The sequence below is a fragment of the Huaxiibacter chinensis genome (assembly GCF_022171985.1).
Lineage (GTDB): Bacteria > Pseudomonadota > Gammaproteobacteria > Enterobacterales > Enterobacteriaceae > Enterobacter > Enterobacter chinensis_A.
In genome coordinates this window covers 60825-79222 of record NZ_JAJVHF010000013.1, presented here as the reverse complement: position 1 = coordinate 79222, position 18398 = coordinate 60825, and the positions used below count along the sequence as shown (strand labels likewise).

Here is an 18398-nt window from a genome sequence, read left to right as displayed (position 1 = left end):
CTCACTCATTCAGGCCGGGCAAGGCGTCGCCGTCGCCCGGCTGCGTTATTTATGGAAACAGACATGACCCAAATCGACCGCCTGCTCGGCATTATGAAACGTCTGCGCGACCCGGAAACCGGCTGTCCCTGGGACAAAGAGCAGACTTTCGCGACCATCGCGCCTTACACCCTTGAAGAGGCCTACGAAGTGCTGGATGCCATTTCTCGTGAAGATTTCGACGATCTTCGCGGTGAGTTGGGCGACCTGCTTTTCCAGGTCGTGTTTTATGCGCAAATGGCCCAGGAAGAGGGGCGTTTCGATTTCAATGACATTTGTGCCGCCATCAGCGACAAGCTGGAGCGTCGCCATCCGCACATCTTTGGCGATGCCACCGCCGCGAACAGCACGGAAGTGCTGACCCGCTGGGAGCAGATAAAAAGCGCCGAGCGTGCCGAAAAATCCCAGCACTCGGCCCTGGACGATATCCCCATGAGCCTGCCTGCGTTAATGCGCGCCCATAAAATCCAGAAACGCTGTTCAACGGTTGGCTTTGACTGGACCACCCTGGGGCCGGTGCTGGACAAAGTCTACGAAGAGATCGACGAGGTCATGCATGAAGCGAAGCAGGCCGTCGTGGATGAAGCCCGGCTTGAAGAGGAGATGGGCGATCTGTTGTTCGCGACGGTGAATCTTTCGCGCCATTTAGGCGTAAAAGCCGAAACGGCACTGCAAAAAGCCAACCTCAAATTCGAACGCCGTTTCCGGGAAGTGGAACGCATTGTGGCCTCGCGAGGCCTGGAAATGACCGGCGTTGATCTGAATTTAATGGAAGAAGTCTGGCAGGAAGTAAAACGCCAGGAACATGATCTCTAACGAAATTGCGCGATCAAGCGCAATTTGTGTGATTTTTTAAATGACAAGCGCTTGATTTGCGTCAAAAACAATAAATCAAAAGGGGCTATTTTCTCACTCCCTATGTTTGTCAAAACCTGAAGCAGGAGACGGAGAATGAATGTTTGTGGCACTCGCCGTGTTCGGGTATACTACTTTCCCGTCCTGGTTATTCCATCATTCCAACCTAACTTCTCAGGTTCAGCATGACAACGAACTATATTTTTGTGACCGGCGGGGTTGTATCCTCTCTGGGTAAAGGCATTGCCGCAGCCTCTCTCGCGGCCATTCTTGAAGCCCGTGGCCTCAATGTGACGATGATGAAACTGGATCCGTATATCAACGTCGATCCAGGCACCATGAGCCCAATCCAGCACGGCGAAGTGTTCGTTACCGAAGACGGCGCTGAAACCGATTTGGACTTAGGCCACTATGAGCGCTTCATTCGCACCAAAATGAGCCGCCGTAACAACTTCACCACCGGTCGAATCTACTCCGACGTTCTGCGTAAAGAACGCCGTGGCGACTATCTGGGCGCAACCGTACAGGTTATCCCGCACATCACCAATGCCATTAAAGAACGCATCATCGCCGGTGGCGAAGGTCATGACGTTGTGCTGGTTGAAATCGGCGGTACGGTCGGTGACATCGAATCCCTGCCGTTCCTGGAAGCGATTCGTCAGCTGGCGGTGGATATCGGTCGTGAGCACGCGCTGTTCATGCACCTGACGCTGGTGCCTTACATGGCGGCAGCGGGTGAAGTAAAAACCAAGCCAACTCAGCACTCCGTAAAAGAACTGCTCTCTATCGGTATCCAGCCGGATATCCTGATTTGCCGTTCCGATCGTGCTGTTCCGGCTAACGAACGTGCGAAAATTGCATTGTTCTGTAACGTTGCCGAAAAGGCTGTAATCTCTCTTAAAGACGTCGATTCCATTTATAAAATTCCAGGCCTGTTGAAATCACAGGGTCTGGACGATTATATTTGTAAACGATTCAGCTTGAACTGTCCGGAAGCTAACCTGTCAGAATGGGAACAGGTTATTTACGAAGAAGCGAACCCGGCAGGCGAAGTGACGATTGGTATGGTCGGCAAGTATATTGAACTGCCGGATGCCTACAAATCCGTCATCGAAGCGCTGAAGCACGGCGGTCTGAAGAATCGCGTCACCGTTAACATCAAGCTGATTGATTCGCAGGATGTTGAAACGCGCGGTGTCGAAATTCTGAAAGATTTGGATGCTATCTTGATCCCAGGTGGCTTCGGCTATCGTGGTGTTGAAGGCAAGATTGCGACCGCCCGCTATGCCCGTGAAAACAATATTCCTTACCTCGGCATTTGCCTGGGTATGCAGGTTGCGCTGATTGAATTTGCGCGTAACGTCGTCGGGATGGAAAACGCGAACTCTACGGAATTTGTGCCAGACTGTAAGTACCCTGTTGTGGCGCTTATCACTGAATGGCGCGATGAAGACGGTAACGTCGAAGTCCGTAGTGAGAAAAGCGATTTGGGTGGCACAATGCGTCTGGGCGCGCAGGCTTGTCAGGTTTCTGACGACAGCCTGGTTCGCCAGATGTACGGTTCGTCGGTCATTACCGAACGCCATCGTCACCGCTATGAAGTCAACAACATGTTGTTGAAACAAATTGAAGCTGCGGGTCTGCGTATTGCGGGACGCTCCGGGGATGATCAGTTAGTCGAGATCATCGAAGTGCCAAATCATCCGTGGTTTGTGGCATGTCAGTTCCACCCGGAATTTACTTCAACGCCGCGTGATGGACATCCGCTGTTTGCAGGCTTTGTGAAAGCCGCCAGCGATTACCAGAAGCGTCAGGCGAAGTAAGTCAAAAGTTAGAACGGCAACGCGTACCCCCGGTACGCGTTGTTTGTCTGGAGTTTTAGTTTAACTTGTACTGAGGAAAATCTAATGTCCAAAATCGTTAAAGTCATCGGTCGTGAAATCATCGACTCCCGTGGTAACCCTACCGTAGAAGCTGAAGTTCACCTGGAAGGTGGTTTCGTCGGTATGGCTGCTGCGCCGTCAGGTGCTTCTACTGGTTCCCGCGAAGCGCTGGAACTGCGCGATGGCGACAAATCCCGTTTCATGGGTAAAGGCGTAACCAAAGCGGTTGGCGCTGTAAACGGTCCTATTGCTCAGGCAATCCTTGGCAAAGACGCCAAAGACCAGGCTGGCATCGACAAGATCATGATCGATCTGGACGGTACTGAAAACAAATCTAACTTCGGTGCTAACGCAATCCTGGCTGTGTCTCTGGCAAACGCCAAAGCAGCAGCAGCGTCTAAAGGTCAGCCACTGTTCGAACACATCGCTGAACTGAACGGCACCCCAGGCAAATACTCTATGCCAGTTCCGATGATGAACATCATCAACGGCGGTGAGCACGCGGATAACAACGTTGATATTCAGGAATTCATGATTCAGCCAGTTGGCGCGAAATCCCTGAAAGAAGCGGTTCGTATGGGTTCTGAAGTGTTCCATAACCTGGCTAAAGTTCTGAAAGCTAAAGGCATGAACACGGCTGTGGGTGACGAAGGCGGCTACGCGCCTAACCTGGGTTCTAACGCAGAAGCACTGGCTGTCATCGCTGAAGCGGTTAAAGCTGCAGGCTACGAGCTGGGCACTGACATCACTCTGGCGATGGACTGTGCAGCATCTGAATTCTACAAAGACGGTAAATACGTTCTGGCTGGCGAAGGCAACAAAGCGTTCACCTCTGAAGAGTTCACTCACTTCCTGGAAGACCTGACCAAACAGTACCCAATCGTCTCTATCGAAGACGGTCTGGACGAATCTGACTGGGATGGTTTCGCATACCAGACTAAAGTACTGGGCGACAAAATCCAGCTGGTTGGTGACGATCTGTTCGTAACCAACACCAAAATCCTGAAAGAAGGTATCGAGAAAGGCATCGTTAACTCCATCCTGATCAAATTCAACCAGATCGGTTCTCTGACCGAAACTCTGGCTGCGATCAAAATGGCGAAAGACGCTGGCTACACTGCCGTTATCTCTCACCGTTCAGGCGAAACTGAAGACGCTACCATCGCTGACCTGGCTGTGGGTACCGCTGCAGGCCAGATCAAAACCGGTTCTATGAGCCGTTCTGACCGTGTTGCTAAGTACAACCAGCTGATTCGTATCGAAGAAGCGCTGGGCGAAAAAGCACCTTACAACGGTCGTAAAGAGATCAAAGGCCAGTAATTACGCTTAAGCCTTAAAATGAAAATGCCAGTCTTCGGACTGGCATTTTTTTTGGCTATTTAAAATCGACCGCCATTTGTTCCGGAATGGTCAGACCTTGCGTCGTTTGCACGCAGCGGGCGATATAATCCGTAAAGCGAGGAGGTTTCGGCATACCCATGCTGATCAGCTTTTCATTACTGAAGCGCACGTTGAGGGTGGCAAAGCCGCCATACAGACGCATCGCTTTTAACATCAAACGTTCATTACACGGCCCGAAAATACCTTTCAGTTCGCGGCGCATTTTTACCAGCGTTTCGTAGCTGACCTGAGCGTATTTATCTCCAACAGGGGCTTTCTCCAGGGCCTGCGCCATCGCCATATCAATATCCCCAAAGCGAACGCTGTTCTCTTCTCCCGCCGAAATATGTACCACTTCCCCTGAATGCGCATTGCTGCCGAGCAGCATTAACAGCGCGTCGGCGCAATAGTCCACCGGAACGACATCGATTCTGTCTTCCATTGAACACATAAACTTTTGCAGCATTAACCCCATGCTGAAGACCCAGAAAATGCTACTTGAAGGGGTGCAGCCGTGACGGGTATGGCCGACTACGATTGACGGACGGGCGATGAGCAGTGGCAGGTCAGGACAACGCTGACGCATAAGCTGTTCGATGGTCGATTTTGACCGGGTATATTCCACCAGATGCTCGGCGTTTTCTCTGAATTCTGCGCTTTCGGCGACCAGCGAATTCTGCTCTGGTGTGCATGACATCGCCGTGCCAACGTGCAGGAAGCGCTGTAAGGTCTTAACACGTTCCATACGGTGCGCCAGTGCCAGTGTGCCTTCGACGTTTACCTTCCAGATCAGGGGATTATTGCCAAATGACGCGACGGCCGCGCAGTTGATGACATGGGTAACCTGCTCCAGACGCGGATCGTTCAGAAAGTCTTCTGGCTGGCTGAGATCCCCGATGAGAATATTATCCACCGTCAGCGAAGCCAGTTTTTCGGCAGGAACGTTGAATTTACGCATGTTTTCCCGCACCCGTTCCAGCCCGCCTTCCGGGTCGCTGGCACGCGCAAGCAGGAGTAGATGAAGGGATTCACCGCCGGTCAGGATTTTTTCAAGTACTGCACCACCCAGAAATCCGGTCACGCCTGTAATCAATAACATTTTCTTTATACCGTCTCATTTTGATTGATGAGGCGGAGTGTAATCTTACGAAAGTAAACGGCATGTAAATAAAAAAATGGCGATGCGACGAATATCTTAAGGTTATTTTAAGCCAGAAAATTTGGGCGGAAATATTGGACATCAGGAAGATAATGAAAATTCAATTTTCACCTGAGATATTTTTATTCCATTGATTTGTAATGCTTTTTACCTTTACTGGTTCGTTGTAAATATACTTCAGAATGAAAAAATAATAATAAATTGTTACAACATTCATTCATGCGGAAAATAAATAGATGAGACCTTAAGTCAAACCGGAAAAATAAACCGCAGGCTATAAAACGTTAACCTGCAGGTCTTTTTCACAGCAGCATCGGAAGCGTAGCGCTGGCCGTTTGCTGGCTTACCTCGCCGTAATGGCTGTCTATCGCAATCAAAGAGGTGGTCAGCAGCTCAACCAGCAGCATTACGCCCACCTTCGCATTAAGCGCGCCCGCACTGAGTGGGCCCTCTGGTTTTGCGGCCACCAGCTGCATATCGCTCAGAGAGGTCAGCGGGCTGCGTGGCGTGTTGCTGAGCGCCAGTACCGTGACGCCGCGTTTGCGCGCCAGCTTCACCACATGGAGCAAATCACGCGTTGAGCCTGAACTCGAAATGGCGACGACCAGCGCGTCTGACCCAAGCGTGGCGGCATTCATTGCCGCGCAGTGCATATCGCTAAAAAGCTGTGCAGGTTTACCGAGGCGCAGAAGCTTGTAGTGCAGGTATTCACCCAGGATTGCGCTGGCCGCCACGCCGTAAATTTGTACTGAACGCGCCTGATGCAGCGCTTGTGCCGCCTTTTCAAGCTGCGCTCTGTCGAGAAGTTTGCCGGTGTCCTGCAGGGCCTGGACGGACTCATCCACCACGCGATCGATCTCATCCCCGGCCTGACGTTCTGGTTGACCCTGCTGAACATCCAGCGCCAGCGCCATTTTGAATTCGTTATATCCCTTACAGCCGAGCGTACGGCACAGGCGCGTCACGCTGGCCTCGCTGGTGTGGCTCTCGCGCGCCAGTTCGGTGATGGTCAGGTAAATGACCCGGGCCGGATCGTTGAGGACGAACTCACCCAGTTTTTGTTGTGTGGGACTGTACCCGGAAGCCTCCTGGCGTAGCTTCAGCAGCAGGTTTTCATGGTCTGACATGCTCGATCCTTAATGCGTTTCTCTGCCGTCTAGTGTGGGGGAAAGCGGGGCAAAGATGCCAGTCATTTTAAAAAAGTATGATCCGCTTCTCCTTTATTGGTGATAATTTCCAGCTAAATATAATTATATGGTAAAAATTTTCATCAATTGTCGGGGGAGTGAAAAAATGATGCAAATAATGAGTGGCGCCTCTTCAGGGGCCTGGTTTGAAAAAGCACAGCGGTTTGGTAAATCGTTTATGCTGCCTATCGCGGTTTTGCCCGCGGCAGGGTTGTTGCTGGGCATTGGCGGCGCGCTGTCCAATCCCAATACTCTCACTGCCTATCCTTTCCTGGATATTGGCTGGCTTCAGGCCATCTTCACCATCATGAGCAGTGCAGGGTCGATCGTCTTTGCCAATCTGTCGGTCCTTTTTGCCGTTGGCGTCGCGGTGGGTCTGGCGAAAACCGATAAAGGCACCGCGGGGCTGGCGGCACTGCTGGCCTTTCTGGTGATGAACGCCACGATAAATGCGTTACTGATCCTGACCGGCAAGCTGGCGCTGGAAAACCCGGGTGCGGTAGGGCAAGGCATGACGCTCGGGATCCAGACGCTGGAAACCGGTGTATTTGGCGGCGTCGTGATTGGTCTGGTGACCTGCATTTTGCATCACCGCTTCAATAAAATTGCGCTGCCCCAGTTCCTTGGCTTCTTTGGCGGCTCGCGCTTTGTGCCCATCATCAGTTCGCTGGCAGCGATCGTCGTCGGCGCCGCAATGACCATTGTCTGGCCCCACTTCCAGAAGCTCATCTTTGGGCTGGGCGGGCTGGTGGACGCCACCGGTTATCTGGGCACGTTTTTATACGGCTTTATCCTGCGTATGCTTGGCCCGTTTGGTCTTCATCATATCTTCTATCTGCCTTTCTGGACGACGGCGTTAGGGGGAAGTGAAATCGTTAATGGCCAGCTGGTTGAAGGCACCCAGCGGATCTTCTTTGCTCAGCTGGCGGATCCTGATACCCGGCAGTTCTACGTGGGCACCTCTCGCTTTATGTCCGGGCGTTTTATCACGATGATGTTTGGTCTGCTCGGTGCGTGCCTTGCGATGTATCACACGGCAAAACCCGAGAACAAAAAACGCGTCGCCGGGCTGTTATTATCCGCCGCGTTGACCTCTTTCCTGACGGGGATTACCGAACCGATTGAGTTCTCGTTCCTGTTCATTGCGCCCGTTTTATATGTCATCCATGCGTTCTTTGATGGCCTGGCATTCATGATCGCCCACATTTTGCATATCACCATCGGGCAGACTTTCTCCGGCGGGTTTATCGATTTCATTCTCTTTGGCGTGCTGCAGGGAGAGGCGAAAACGCACTGGTTGTCTGTGCCGCTGGTCGGCGTGCCGTGGTTCTTCCTCTATTACTTCACCTTCCGTTTCATGATTAACCGTTTTGGTTATGCCACACCGGGTCGTGAGAAAGAGGCCGTAGTGGAAACTAACCTGCTGCAAAGCGAAAGAGCAGCGGCGGTAGTTGCCAGGCTTGGCGGGAGAGAGAACCTTGATGAGGTCGATTGCTGTGCCACGCGGCTGCGCGTAACGGTGAAAGACGGAAATAAAGTCAATGAAGAGGCGTTAAAAGCCACCGGTGCGCGCGGCGTGATTGTGCGCGGCAACGGGGTACAGGTCATCTATGGACCGCATGTCACCATTATCAAAAACGAAGTAGAAGAGATGTTATCGTCATGAAAACTGTACTGAATAATCTGAAAGGCCAACTGATTGTTTCCTGCCAGGCATTGGAAAACGAACCGCTGCACAGCCCATTTATTATGTCACGGATGGCCGTGGCCGCCGAACAGGGTGGGGCGGTGGCGATTCGGGCGAACAGCGTGGTTGATATCAGCGCGATTAAGCAGCAGGTTTCTCTGCCGGTGATTGGGATTATTAAGCGAGATTACCCCGACAGTGAGGTCTTCATTACCGCCACCCTCAAAGAGGTGGACGAGCTGATGACGGTGGCACCCGAGATGATAGCGCTTGACGCCACGGCGCGCCCTCGTCCCGGGGGCGAAACGCTGGCGGAGCTAATGGGCAAGATTCGGGCTCGTTATCCGGCGTTGCTGCTAATGGCTGATATCGCCACGGTAGAAGAGGCCCGCACCGCAGAGGCACTGGGCTTTGACTGCGTTGGTACCACCCTGTATGGCTATACGCAGGAGACGGCCGGTCATTCTCTGCCTGAAGATGACTGTGCATTTTTGCGCGATGTCATTGCTGCCGTCAGCATTCCGGTGGTGGCGGAAGGCAATGTCGATACGCCGGAGCGTGCCGCGCGCTGCCTGGCGCTCGGGGCGCATACGGTGGTCGTGGGTGGCGCAATAACCCGCCCGCAGCAAATTACCACGCGGTTTGTCATGGCCATTCATGCGCACAGCACCGATGGGGCATGATACTTGGGCTGGGATCTGTAATAATTAACGATTATCCCTGAACCGAGATGACTATGCAGTACCCGATTAACGAGATGTTCCAGACCCTGCAAGGCGAGGGTTACTTCACTGGCGTTCCCGCTATTTTTATTCGTTTACAGGGATGCCCGGTTGGCTGTGCCTGGTGTGATACCAAACATACGTGGGATAAGCTTGCAGATCGGGAAGTCTCGCTGTTTAGCATTCTTGCCAAAACCAAAGAGAGCGATAAATGGGGTGCAGGGAGTGCGGAAGACCTTCTGGCGATCATTGGTCGTCAGGGCTGGACCGCGCGCCATGTGGTGATTACCGGTGGTGAGCCGTGTATCCACGATCTCATGTCGCTGACGGACCTGCTGGAAAAGAACGGCTTTAGCTGCCAGATCGAAACCAGCGGTACGCATGAAGTGCGTTGTACACCCTCGACGTGGGTCACCGTGTCGCCAAAAGTGAATATGCGCGGGGGATATGATGTCCTTTCACAGGCGCTTGAACGTGCTGATGAAATTAAACATCCGGTTGGCCGGGTGCGCGACATCGAAGCGCTGGATGAACTGCTGGAGACACTGTCGGATGAAAAGCAGCGCATCATTGCTCTGCAGCCGATCAGTCAGAAAGAGGACGCCACGCGGCTGTGTATCGAAACCTGTATTGCGCGCAACTGGCGCCTGTCAATGCAGACGCACAAGTACCTGAACATTGCCTGATAAAAGCCCGGTGTAAAAACCGGGTTTTTTTATTCTCCGCGGTACACGCAGCCAGCGGTGCAGGTCTCTTTGATCATCACGGCGCTCAGTAACGGCACCAGAGGTTTCATCACATCCCAGATCCATTTTGCCAGCACTTCGCTGGTGGGATTTTCCAGGCCTGGAATATCGTTCAGATAGTAGTGATCGAGACGATCGTACGTTGGTTTGAACGCCGCTTTCAGCTCGGAGAAGTCCATGATCCAGCCCGTATGGGGATCGACTTCACCGGTGATTTCAAGGCGCACCATAAAGGAGTGCCCGTGCAGACGGCCACATTTATGCCCGGCAGGAACGTGCGGAAGATGGTGAGCGGCTTCGAAGGTGAAATCTTTAAACAGTGTGGTGGACATCATGAACTCTCAAGTAGTGCGGAAAAAACCGCCGCATAGTACCGGAAAGCACATTTTTTAGCATTAACTAAAACGGCCTTCATGCGACTGTGCGGGGAAACTCACCTTGCAAGGCTTATTTGTCCTTTATATTCAGTGTGTTGCTTTATCACTTTTCTTGTTAAGAACCATGACTAAAACAGGTTAGTTCATTTGGTTATTAATTATTTCCATCACTTCTTTAATTGTTATGATCCTCGCCGTTAACCTTATCGCTAGTTTGGTCTTTTTGCATAAATTCCGCTTTGCTACTGGAACATAACAACGCATGACAACACAGGCCCCACCTTCGAATTTGCTCCCTCTTAATCCGGAGCAACTGGCGCGCCTTCAGGCGGCCACGACTGATTTTTCACCGACTCAGCTTGCCTGGGTCTCCGGCTATTTCTGGGGCATGCTGAATCAACAGCCCGGCACGGTGGCTGCCGCACCGGCGGTTGCAGCAGAAATTCCTGCGATTACTCTGATCTCCGCTTCGCAAACCGGCAACGCGCGCCGCGTGGCTGAGGCCCTGCGTGACGATCTGCTTGCCGCAAAACTGAACGTGAACCTGGTGAACGCCGGGGATTATAAATTTAAGCAAATCGCGTCAGAAAAATCGCTGGTGGTGGTCGCGTCAACGCAGGGTGAAGGTGAACCGGCCGAAGAGGCCGTGGCCCTGCATAAGTTCTTGTTCTCCAAAAAAGCGCCAAAACTCGATGGCACCGCCTTCGCGGTGTTTGGGCTGGGCGATACGTCCTATGAATTTTTCTGCCAGTCCGGTAAAGATTTCGATAACAAACTTGCAGAGCTGGGCGCAGAGCGCTTGCTGGATCGCGTGGATGCAGACGTGGAATACCAGACGGCCGCAGCCGAATGGCGTGCACGCATAGTCGATGTGCTGAAAGCCCGCGTCCCGAAAGAGACCTCTGCCCAGGCGGCATTGACCGCCACGGGCGTGGTGAACGACATCCACACCAGCCCTTACACCAAAGAAGCGCCACTGACGGCAAGCCTGTCGGTCAATCAAAAGATCACCGGACGCGACTCCGAAAAAGACGTGCGCCACATTGAAATTGATTTAGGGGATTCCGGCCTGCGATATCAGCCGGGCGATGCCCTGGGCGTGTGGTATCAAAACGATCCTGCGCTGGTGAACGAACTGGTTGAACTGCTGTGGCTGAAAGGCGACGAGCCGGTCACGGTCGAGGGCAAAACGCTGCCGCTTAGTGAAGCGCTGCAATGGCATGTTGAACTCACCGTTAACACCGCCAATATCGTGGAGAATTACGCCACGCTCACCCGCAGCGATTCACTGCTGGCGCTGGTGGGTGACAAAGCCAAACTCCAGCATTACGCCGCGACGACGCCGATTGTCGATATGGTGCGCTTCTCACCGGCACAGCTGGATGCTGAGGCGCTCATTGGCCTGCTGCGTCCGCTAACGCCACGCCTCTACTCCATCGCCTCGTCGCAGGCGGAGGTCGAGAGCGAAGTCCATATTACCGTAGGCGCAGTCCGTTACGACATTGAAGGTCGTGCGCGCGCCGGCGGCGCGTCGAGCTTCCTCGCCGATCGTGTGGAAGAGGAGGGCGAAGTGCGCGTCTTTATCGAGCATAACGACAACTTCCGCCTGCCAGAAAACCCGGAAACCCCGGTCATTATGATTGGGCCAGGCACCGGGATTGCCCCGTTCCGCGCCTTTATGCAGCAACGCGCGGCAGAAGAAGCCCCAGGTAAAAACTGGCTCTTCTTCGGCAATCCGCACTTTACCGAAGATTTCCTCTATCAGGTGGAGTGGCAGCGCTACGTCAAAGAGGGCGTGCTGACGCGAATCGATCTTGCCTGGTCCCGCGATCAGAAACAGAAAATATACGTACAAGACAAACTGCGCGAACAGGGCGCAGAACTGTGGCGCTGGATCAATGACGGTGCCCACCTTTATGTCTGCGGCGACGCCAATCGCATGGCGAAAGACGTTGAGCAGGCGTTGCTGGAAGTGATTGCTGAATTCGGTGGTATGGATATCGAATCGGCGGATGAATTTTTAAGTGAGCTGCGCGTCGAGCGCCGTTATCAGCGAGATGTCTACTAATGAGCGAAAAACACCCAGGCCCACTGGTGGTCGAAGGCAAACTGGCTGATGCCGAGCGCATGAAGGTTGATAGTAACTATCTGCGCGGCACCATTGCCGAAGATTTAAATGACGGTTTAACCGGCGGTTTTAAGGGCGATAACTTCCTGCTGATCCGCTTCCACGGCATGTATCAGCAGGACGATCGCGATATCCGCGCCGAGCGTGTGGAACAGAAGCTGGAGCCGCGCCATGCGATGCTGTTGCGCTGCCGTCTGCCGGGTGGCGTTATCACCACGACGCAGTGGCAGGCGATCGACAAATTCGCCCACGACAACACGATTTACGGCAGCATTCGTCTGACGAACCGTCAGACCTTCCAGTTCCACGGCATTCTGAAGAAGAACGTCAAACCGGTGCACCAGATGCTGCACTCCGTTGGACTGGACGCGCTGGCAACCGCCAATGACATGAACCGTAACGTGCTTTGCACCTCAAACCCGTACGAGTCTGAGCTGCATGCCGAAGCCTACGAGTGGGCAAAGAAAATTTCTGAGCATCTGCTGCCGCGCACCCGCGCCTATGCGGAGATCTGGCTCGATCAGGAGAAGGTCGCCACAACGGATGAAGAACCGATTCTCGGCCAGACCTATCTGCCGCGTAAGTTCAAAACCACCGTGGTGATCCCCCCGCAGAACGATATCGATCTGCACGCCAACGACATGAACTTCGTGGCGATTGCCGAAAACGGCAAGCTGGTGGGCTTTAACCTGCTGGTCGGCGGGGGATTATCCATTGAGCACGGTAACAAGAAAACCTATGCCCGCACCGCCAGCGAGTTTGGTTATCTGCCGCTGGAGCACACGCTGGCCGTGGCTGAAGCGGTGGTCACTACCCAGCGCGACTGGGGTAACCGTACCGATCGTAAAAACGCGAAAACCAAATACACCCTGGAGCGCGTGGGCGTCGAGACGTTTAAAGCAGAAGTGGAACGTCGCGCAGGCATTACATTTGAACCAGTCCGCCCGTATGAATTCACCGGACGCGGCGACCGCATTGGTTGGGTGAAAGGCATCGACGACAAATGGCACCTGACGCTGTTTATCGAAAACGGCCGTATTCTGGATTATCCGGGCCGTCCGTTGAAAACCGGTCTGCTGGAAATTGCTAAGATCCATCAAGGGGAATTCCGCATTACCGCAAACCAGAACCTGATCGTTGCGGGCGTGCCGGAAAGCGAAAAAGCGAAGATCGAGGCGCTGGCAAAAGGTCACGGTCTGATGGACGCGGTGAAACCGCAGCGTGAAAACTCCATGGCCTGCGTGTCGTTCCCGACCTGTCCGCTGGCGATGGCGGAAGCTGAACGTTTTCTGCCGTCCTTCACGGATAAGGTGGAAGAGATTCTGGCAAAACACGGCATGCCTGAAGAGCATATCGTGATGCGCGTGACGGGCTGCCCGAACGGGTGCGGCCGCGCCATGCTGGCAGAGCTGGGGCTGGTTGGTAAAGCGCCGGGTCGCTATAACGTACATCTTGGTGGTAACCGGATGGGAACCCGAATTCCGCGGATGTACCGTGAAAATATCACGGAACCCGAAATTCTTGACTCCCTGGACCAGCTTGTCGGGCGCTGGGCGAAAGAGCGTGAAGCGGGTGAAGGCTTCGGCGACTTTACGGTGCGTGCGGGCATCATCCGCCCGGTGCTCGATCCCGCCAGGGATTTCTGGGAATAAACACGAGAGGTAATTATGTCCGTACTCGATCTGAACGCCCTGAATGCACTGCCTAAAGTCGAGCGCATTCTTGCGCTTGCCGAAACCAATGCGCTGCTGGAAAAGCGCGACGCCGAAGGGCGTGTGGCCTGGGCGCTGGAGAATCTGCCTGGTGATTATGTGCTGTCGTCAAGCTTTGGTATTCAGGCGGCGGTGAGTTTGCATCTGGTGAACAAGATTCGCCCGGATATTCCGGTGATCCTCACGGATACCGGATATCTCTTCCCGGAGACGTACCGGTTTATTGATGAACTCACCGATAAGCTCAAGCTCAATCTTCAGGTTTATCGTGCGCCGCAAAGCCCCGCCTGGCAGGAGGCGCGCTACGGTAAGCTGTGGGAACAGGGCGTTGAAGGGATTGAGAAATACAACGAGATCAACAAAGTCGAGCCCATGAATCGCGCGCTCAAAGAGCTGAAGGCCAACACCTGGTTCGCCGGGCTGCGCCGCGAACAGTCCGGTAGCCGTGCCAGTTTGCCGGTGCTGGGGATTCAGCGCGGGGTCTTCAAAGTGCTGCCGATCATCGACTGGGATAACCGGACTGTCTATCACTATCTGCAACAGCACGGGCTGAAATACCACCCGCTGTGGGATGAAGGCTATCTCTCGGTCGGTGATACCCACACCACCCGCAAATGGGAGCCCGGTATGGCAGAAGAAGAGACGCGCTTCTTCGGGCTTAAGCGAGAGTGCGGACTGCACGAAGGGTAAGGGTTTCTTTCCCTGCGGCTCTGCTGCTTTTCTCCTTCCTCTCCCCGTGGGAGGAAGTTGAAAAGGCCTGCAGGGCTACTCCTCCCTCTCCCCGAGGGATGAAGTTGAATGGGCCTGCAGGGCTACTCCTCCCTCTCCCCGAGGGATGAAGTTGAATGGGCCAGCAGGGCTACTCCTCCCTCTCCCCGTGGGAGGAAGTTGAATGGGCCTGCAGGGTTATTTCTCCCTCTCCCCGTGGGAGAGGGTTGGGGTGAGGGCACCAGACCGCACTACGCTTTCCCGGCTTTCGCCAGCTCTTTCACCAGCGGCAACATCACTTTCATCACGTCCCGACTCCGGCGCTCAATGCGTTGTGGCAGGGCACGGTCGATATGTTGCAAATTATCCAGCCTGACATCATGCCAGCTGGTCCCTTCCGGGAAGGCCTTCGTTTTGGCGCGTTGCTGATACCCGTCTTGTTTACCTAACGCCCAGTTTGTCGCTTCAACGTACAGAACCGGGATCCCTGCTTTGTCGAATACCTCTCCGTCGTTACAGCATCCCGTTCCTTTCGGATACGCAGGGTTGAGCCCAGGGTTAATGGCCGCCTGGATGCCATGTGACCGGGCAATCGTCAGCGCCCGGTCACGCGTGAGCTTACGCACCGAATTTGGCGTCGTCTTCCCGCTGTTAAAATAAAGTTTGTCCCCGACGATCAAATTATCGAGATTAATGACCAGAAGCGTATTTTTCTTTTCGGCGGCGCTCATGCGTTTAAGGACATTCTCAGCGCCGAGTTTGCCTTCCTCTTCACCGCTGGTGGCAATAAATCGAATGCCGTATTGCGTGGGAATATTTTTCAGCCGTTCAGCCAGCTCTAACAATACGCCTAAACCTGCGGCGTTATCGTCGACGCCCTGAAGCGTCAGGCCGCCGAGGTTTTTATCCGTATCGGCATCGCTCAGTGGCGCAAAGGTATCCAGATGCGCCATGATAATAATCTGCTGTTCGGCTTTCCCTTCGTGTGCCGCGATAACCGTACTGCCCGTCACGTTGTGCCAGTTTTTATTATTGCTGCGCGAGGTATAGATATAGCGGCTATGAAACGCACGGATATCGCTCTGGTAGCCCATTTCCGCAAATTGCTGGCGCAGATAATCCGCTGACAGCATTTCGGCCGGAGAGCCCGTCATACGTCCCGGAAATACGGTCGCGATATGGCGAGCCTGTAAAGTGGCAATATCACCAGGCGGAAGATCCTTCGCCTGAACCGGGAGGATAAAGCAAACGCCGAACGCCAGGGCAGCGATACGGTGGCGCGTTGCGGAAAACATAGTGAGTCCTTTAAAAAAACAGAGCAAAATTTTAACCCGCCTAGTATGAAACTGTGATCGCTCCTGCACAATTTCATTTGCTCTTAAACGCCCGAAATCTGGCGTGTTAAGCACTTTTTGATATTTATATTTTCAGCTCGTTATTCCATTGAGTAACTACTCATTCCAATTCGTAATTTCATTCACTCTAAGCCGCCCCCTATAGTCCCTCTATTCCTGAATATGAGTGAGTTTTCACATCGTGGACTACCTGCCGTTATTTGCTGCTCTGAAAGACCGTCCGGTACTGGTTGTCGGCACGGGAGAAATTGCCGAACGCAAAATGCTGTTTTTGCGTCGTGCCGGGGCGCAGGTCAAGGTGGTCAAAGAGGCGCAGTTTGACGAGTCAATGCTGGACTCCATCGTCCTGGTCATCGCGGCAACAACCAATCGCGAGCTTAACCGTCGGATTTCCGACGCGGCAAACGCCCGGTTTCGCCTGGTGAATGTGGTTGATGACCAGCCGCTCTGTTCATTCATTTTCCCGTCGATTGTCGATCGCTCGCCGTTGATCGTGGCGATCTCCTCTGGCGGCACCGCGCCGGTACTGGCGCGAGTCCTGCGAGAAAAAATAGAGGCTCTGCTGCCCACCAGCCTCGGGCGAATGGCTGAGAAAGCGAGCTACTGGCGCGCGCATCTCAAAACGCGCTTAACCAGCGTGACGGCGCGACGCCGCTTCTGGGAGCGGGTCTTTCGCGGTCGCTTTGCCAGCCTGATGCAGGCGGGCAATGAAACGGCCGCCCAGCAAATCCTGGAAGATGAGCTGGATAACCCCGGACGCAGCACCGGGGAGATTATCCTGGTCGGCGCAGGACCGGGCGATCCCGGCCTCCTGACGTTACGCGGTTTACAGGTACTCCAGGACGCAGACGTGGTGTTTTATGACCATCTGGTGACCGACGGCATTCGGGAGCTTATTCGCCGCGATGCGGAACAAATCTGCGTGGGTAAACGGGCGAATGAACACTCGGTCTCTCAGCACGACACCAATGAGATGCTGATTGCGGCGGCGAAAGAGGGCAAAACCGTGGTACGCCTGAAAGGGGGAGACCCGTTTATTTTTGGGCGCGGCGGCGAAGAGCTACAGGCTGCTGCCGGGGCTGGGATACCGTTTCAGGTGGTGCCAGGTATCACGGCCGCCTCTGCGGTAACGGCCTATGCCGGTATTCCGCTGACGCATCGCGACTACGCCCAAAGTGTGACATTCGTAACCGGGCATTACAAAGCCGACAGTACGCCATTTGACTGGTCCCACCTGGCGCAGAGCCGCCAGACGCTGGCGATTTATATGGGCACCATGAAGGCGGCGGAAATCGCTGAACAGCTTATTCGTCACGGGAGAGATGCGGCCACGCCGGTGGCGGTGATTTCCCGTGGGACGCGGGTCGATCAACAGGTGACGACCGGCACATTACAACACCTTGAACACCTGGCAAAAGATGCCCCGATGCCCGCCCTGATTGTGGTGGGAGAAGTGGTGGCGCTGCACCAGACGCTCGCCTGGTTTCAACATACAACAGACACAGAGAGCTTTCATTCTTCTGTGATAACGCTGTCTTAAGGAATGGTTATGGACCAAAAACGACTGACTCACCTGCGGCAACTCGAAGCGGAAAGTATCCATATTATCCGCGAAGTGGCTGCTGAATTTTCTAACCCGGTCATGATGTACTCCATCGGCAAAGACTCCAGCGTCATGCTGCACCTGGCGCGTAAAGCGTTTTATCCAGGGACACTGCCTTTCCCGTTGCTGCATGTGGATACCGGCTGGAAATTCCGTGAGATGTATGAATTCCGTGACCGCACGGCAAAGGCCTACGGTTGCGAGCTGCTGGTACATAAAAATCCTGAAGGCGTGGCGATGGGCATCAATCCCTTCGTGCATGGCAGCGCCAAACATACCGACATCATGAAAACCGAAGGGCTAAAACAGGCGCTGAATAAGTATGGTTTTGATGCGGCTTTCGGCGGGGCGCGTCGTGACGAAGAAAAATCCCGCGCGAAAGAGCGCATCTACTCTTTCCGCGATCGCTTCCACCGCTGGGACCCAAAAAACCAGCGTCCGGAGCTGTGGCATAACTACAACGGCCAGATTAATAAAGGCGAAAGTATTCGCGTCTTCCCGCTGTCCAACTGGACCGAGCTGGATATCTGGCAGTACATCTATCTGGAAAATATCGAAATTGTCCCTCTCTACCTGGCGGCAGAACGTCCGGTGCTCGAACGTGACGGCATGCTGATGATGATCGATGACGATCGTATCGACTTGCAGCCGGGCGAAGTGATCAAAAAAGAGATGGTCCGTTTCCGTACACTCGGTTGCTGGCCGCTGACCGGCGCGGTGGAATCCAACGCGCAAACGCTGCCGGAGATCATCGAAGAGATGCTGGTCTCCACCACCAGTGAGCGACAGGGCCGCATGATTGACCGCGATCAGGCAGGCTCGATGGAGCTGAAAAAACGCCAGGGTTATTTCTAAGG

At 54.0% G+C, this 18398-nt stretch carries 15 protein-coding genes; 11 read left to right on the top strand and 4 right to left on the bottom strand.

What is annotated here, in order from left to right:
* The first annotated feature begins 63 nt into the window (after positions 1 to 63).
* The 3 genes from mazG to eno all read left to right on the top strand — a co-directional run bounded on the left by mazG (position 64) and on the right by eno (position 4097).
* The gene (mazG, locus tag LZP96_RS20340; protein WP_064327203.1) at positions 64 to 855 is read left to right on the top strand and encodes a nucleoside triphosphate pyrophosphohydrolase; all 792 of its coding nucleotides are present in this window, start codon (positions 64 to 66) and stop codon (positions 853 to 855) included.
* A 224-nt stretch (positions 856 to 1079) separates the two neighbouring features.
* The gene (gene pyrG, locus LZP96_RS20335; RefSeq protein ID WP_064327202.1) at positions 1080 to 2717 is read left to right on the top strand and encodes a glutamine hydrolyzing CTP synthase; all 1638 of its coding nucleotides are present in this window, start codon (positions 1080 to 1082) and stop codon (positions 2715 to 2717) included.
* A gap of 84 nt (positions 2718 to 2801) precedes the next feature.
* Positions 2802 to 4097, top strand: coding sequence for a phosphopyruvate hydratase (eno, locus tag LZP96_RS20330; RefSeq protein WP_064327201.1), 1296 nt, complete (start codon positions 2802 to 2804; stop codon positions 4095 to 4097).
* Between the two features lie 55 nt (positions 4098 to 4152).
* Here eno and LZP96_RS20325 read toward each other — a convergent pair whose 3' ends face one another.
* Together LZP96_RS20325 and LZP96_RS20320 are read right to left on the bottom strand one after the other, a co-directional pair.
* Positions 4153 to 5256, bottom strand: a complete 1104-nt coding sequence (locus tag LZP96_RS20325) for an SDR family oxidoreductase (protein ID WP_064327200.1) — start codon at positions 5254 to 5256, stop codon at positions 4153 to 4155.
* A 362-nt stretch (positions 5257 to 5618) separates the two neighbouring features.
* Positions 5619 to 6443 (bottom strand): MurR/RpiR family transcriptional regulator, encoded by an 825-nt coding sequence (locus LZP96_RS20320; RefSeq protein ID WP_064327199.1) that lies wholly within the window; start codon positions 6441 to 6443, stop codon positions 5619 to 5621.
* 166 nt (positions 6444 to 6609) lie between these two features.
* Here LZP96_RS20320 and LZP96_RS20315 point away from each other — a divergent pair, with 166 nt between their 5' ends.
* Genes LZP96_RS20315 through queE form a run of 3 tightly spaced genes read left to right on the top strand, consistent with a single transcriptional unit; the run spans position 6610 to position 9598 of the window.
* A complete protein-coding gene (locus LZP96_RS20315) occupies positions 6610 to 8169 on the top strand; it encodes a PTS transporter subunit EIIC (RefSeq protein ID WP_258926299.1) in 1560 nt (519 codons plus the stop codon).
* On the top strand, positions 8166 to 8873 hold the full coding sequence (locus LZP96_RS20310) for an N-acetylmannosamine-6-phosphate 2-epimerase (protein ID WP_064327197.1): 708 nt from the start codon (positions 8166 to 8168) through the stop codon (positions 8871 to 8873). Before LZP96_RS20315 ends, LZP96_RS20310 begins: the two co-directional genes overlap by 4 nt.
* A 53-nt stretch (positions 8874 to 8926) precedes the next feature.
* On the top strand, positions 8927 to 9598 hold the full coding sequence (gene queE, locus LZP96_RS20305; protein WP_064328181.1) for a 7-carboxy-7-deazaguanine synthase QueE: 672 nt from the start codon (positions 8927 to 8929) through the stop codon (positions 9596 to 9598).
* A gap of 29 nt (positions 9599 to 9627) precedes the next feature.
* Here the strand turns inward: queE and queD are convergent, their stop codons facing one another.
* The gene (queD, locus tag LZP96_RS20300) at positions 9628 to 9993 is read right to left on the bottom strand and encodes a 6-carboxytetrahydropterin synthase QueD (protein ID WP_198324742.1); all 366 of its coding nucleotides are present in this window, start codon (positions 9991 to 9993) and stop codon (positions 9628 to 9630) included.
* Positions 9994 to 10297: 304 nt separating this feature from the next.
* Between queD and cysJ the strand changes: the two genes are divergently transcribed.
* From cysJ to cysH, 3 genes are read left to right on the top strand one after another with little or no spacing between them, the layout of a single operon-like run.
* Positions 10298 to 12103 carry an NADPH-dependent assimilatory sulfite reductase flavoprotein subunit gene (cysJ, locus tag LZP96_RS20295; protein WP_064327196.1) on the top strand — a complete coding sequence of 602 codons (1806 nt, stop codon included), beginning with the start codon at positions 10298 to 10300 and terminating at the stop codon, positions 12101 to 12103.
* Positions 12103 to 13815 (top strand): assimilatory sulfite reductase (NADPH) hemoprotein subunit, encoded by a 1713-nt coding sequence (gene cysI / locus LZP96_RS20290; protein WP_064327195.1) that lies wholly within the window; start codon positions 12103 to 12105, stop codon positions 13813 to 13815. Before cysJ ends, cysI begins: the two co-directional genes overlap by 1 nt.
* 15 nt (positions 13816 to 13830) lie before the next feature.
* Positions 13831 to 14565: a phosphoadenosine phosphosulfate reductase gene (gene cysH / locus LZP96_RS20285; protein ID WP_064327194.1), complete on the top strand. Its 735-nt coding sequence runs from the start codon at positions 13831 to 13833 to the stop codon at positions 14563 to 14565.
* A 269-nt stretch (positions 14566 to 14834) separates the two neighbouring features.
* Here cysH and LZP96_RS20280 read toward each other — a convergent pair whose 3' ends face one another.
* The gene (locus tag LZP96_RS20280; protein WP_064327193.1) at positions 14835 to 15878 is read right to left on the bottom strand and encodes an aminopeptidase; all 1044 of its coding nucleotides are present in this window, start codon (positions 15876 to 15878) and stop codon (positions 14835 to 14837) included.
* Between the two features lie 241 nt (positions 15879 to 16119).
* Here LZP96_RS20280 and cysG point away from each other — a divergent pair, with 241 nt between their 5' ends.
* Both cysG and cysD read left to right on the top strand, forming a co-directional pair.
* Positions 16120 to 17478 carry a siroheme synthase CysG gene (gene cysG, locus LZP96_RS20275; RefSeq protein ID WP_064328179.1) on the top strand — a complete coding sequence of 453 codons (1359 nt, stop codon included), beginning with the start codon at positions 16120 to 16122 and terminating at the stop codon, positions 17476 to 17478.
* Positions 17479 to 17487: 9 nt separating this feature from the next.
* Entirely contained in the window at positions 17488 to 18396 is a 909-nt protein-coding gene (cysD, locus tag LZP96_RS20270; RefSeq protein ID WP_064327192.1) for a sulfate adenylyltransferase subunit CysD, read from the top strand.
* Positions 18397 to 18398 lie beyond the last annotated feature (2 nt).

Excerpts from the sequence above, each read along its gene's own strand:
- mazG (WP_064327203.1), top strand. The coding sequence starts at position 64 with ATGACCCAAATCGACCGCCTGCTCGGCATTATGAAACGTCTGCGCGAC.
- pyrG (WP_064327202.1), top strand. The coding sequence starts at position 1,080 with ATGACAACGAACTATATTTTTGTGACCGGCGGGGTTGTATCCTCTCTG.
- eno (WP_064327201.1), top strand. The coding sequence starts at position 2,802 with ATGTCCAAAATCGTTAAAGTCATCGGTCGTGAAATCATCGACTCCCGT.
- LZP96_RS20325 (WP_064327200.1), bottom strand. The coding sequence starts at position 5,256 with ATGTTATTGATTACAGGCGTGACCGGATTTCTGGGTGGTGCAGTACTT.
- LZP96_RS20320 (WP_064327199.1), bottom strand. The coding sequence starts at position 6,443 with ATGTCAGACCATGAAAACCTGCTGCTGAAGCTACGCCAGGAGGCTTCC.
- LZP96_RS20315 (WP_258926299.1), top strand. The coding sequence starts at position 6,610 with ATGATGCAAATAATGAGTGGCGCCTCTTCAGGGGCCTGGTTTGAAAAA.
- LZP96_RS20310 (WP_064327197.1), top strand. The coding sequence starts at position 8,166 with ATGAAAACTGTACTGAATAATCTGAAAGGCCAACTGATTGTTTCCTGC.
- queE (WP_064328181.1), top strand. The coding sequence starts at position 8,927 with ATGCAGTACCCGATTAACGAGATGTTCCAGACCCTGCAAGGCGAGGGT.
- queD (WP_198324742.1), bottom strand. The coding sequence starts at position 9,993 with ATGATGTCCACCACACTGTTTAAAGATTTCACCTTCGAAGCCGCTCAC.
- cysJ (WP_064327196.1), top strand. The coding sequence starts at position 10,298 with ATGACAACACAGGCCCCACCTTCGAATTTGCTCCCTCTTAATCCGGAG.
- cysI (WP_064327195.1), top strand. The coding sequence starts at position 12,103 with ATGAGCGAAAAACACCCAGGCCCACTGGTGGTCGAAGGCAAACTGGCT.
- cysH (WP_064327194.1), top strand. The coding sequence starts at position 13,831 with ATGTCCGTACTCGATCTGAACGCCCTGAATGCACTGCCTAAAGTCGAG.
- LZP96_RS20280 (WP_064327193.1), bottom strand. The coding sequence starts at position 15,878 with ATGTTTTCCGCAACGCGCCACCGTATCGCTGCCCTGGCGTTCGGCGTT.
- cysD (WP_064327192.1), top strand. The coding sequence starts at position 17,488 with ATGGACCAAAAACGACTGACTCACCTGCGGCAACTCGAAGCGGAAAGT.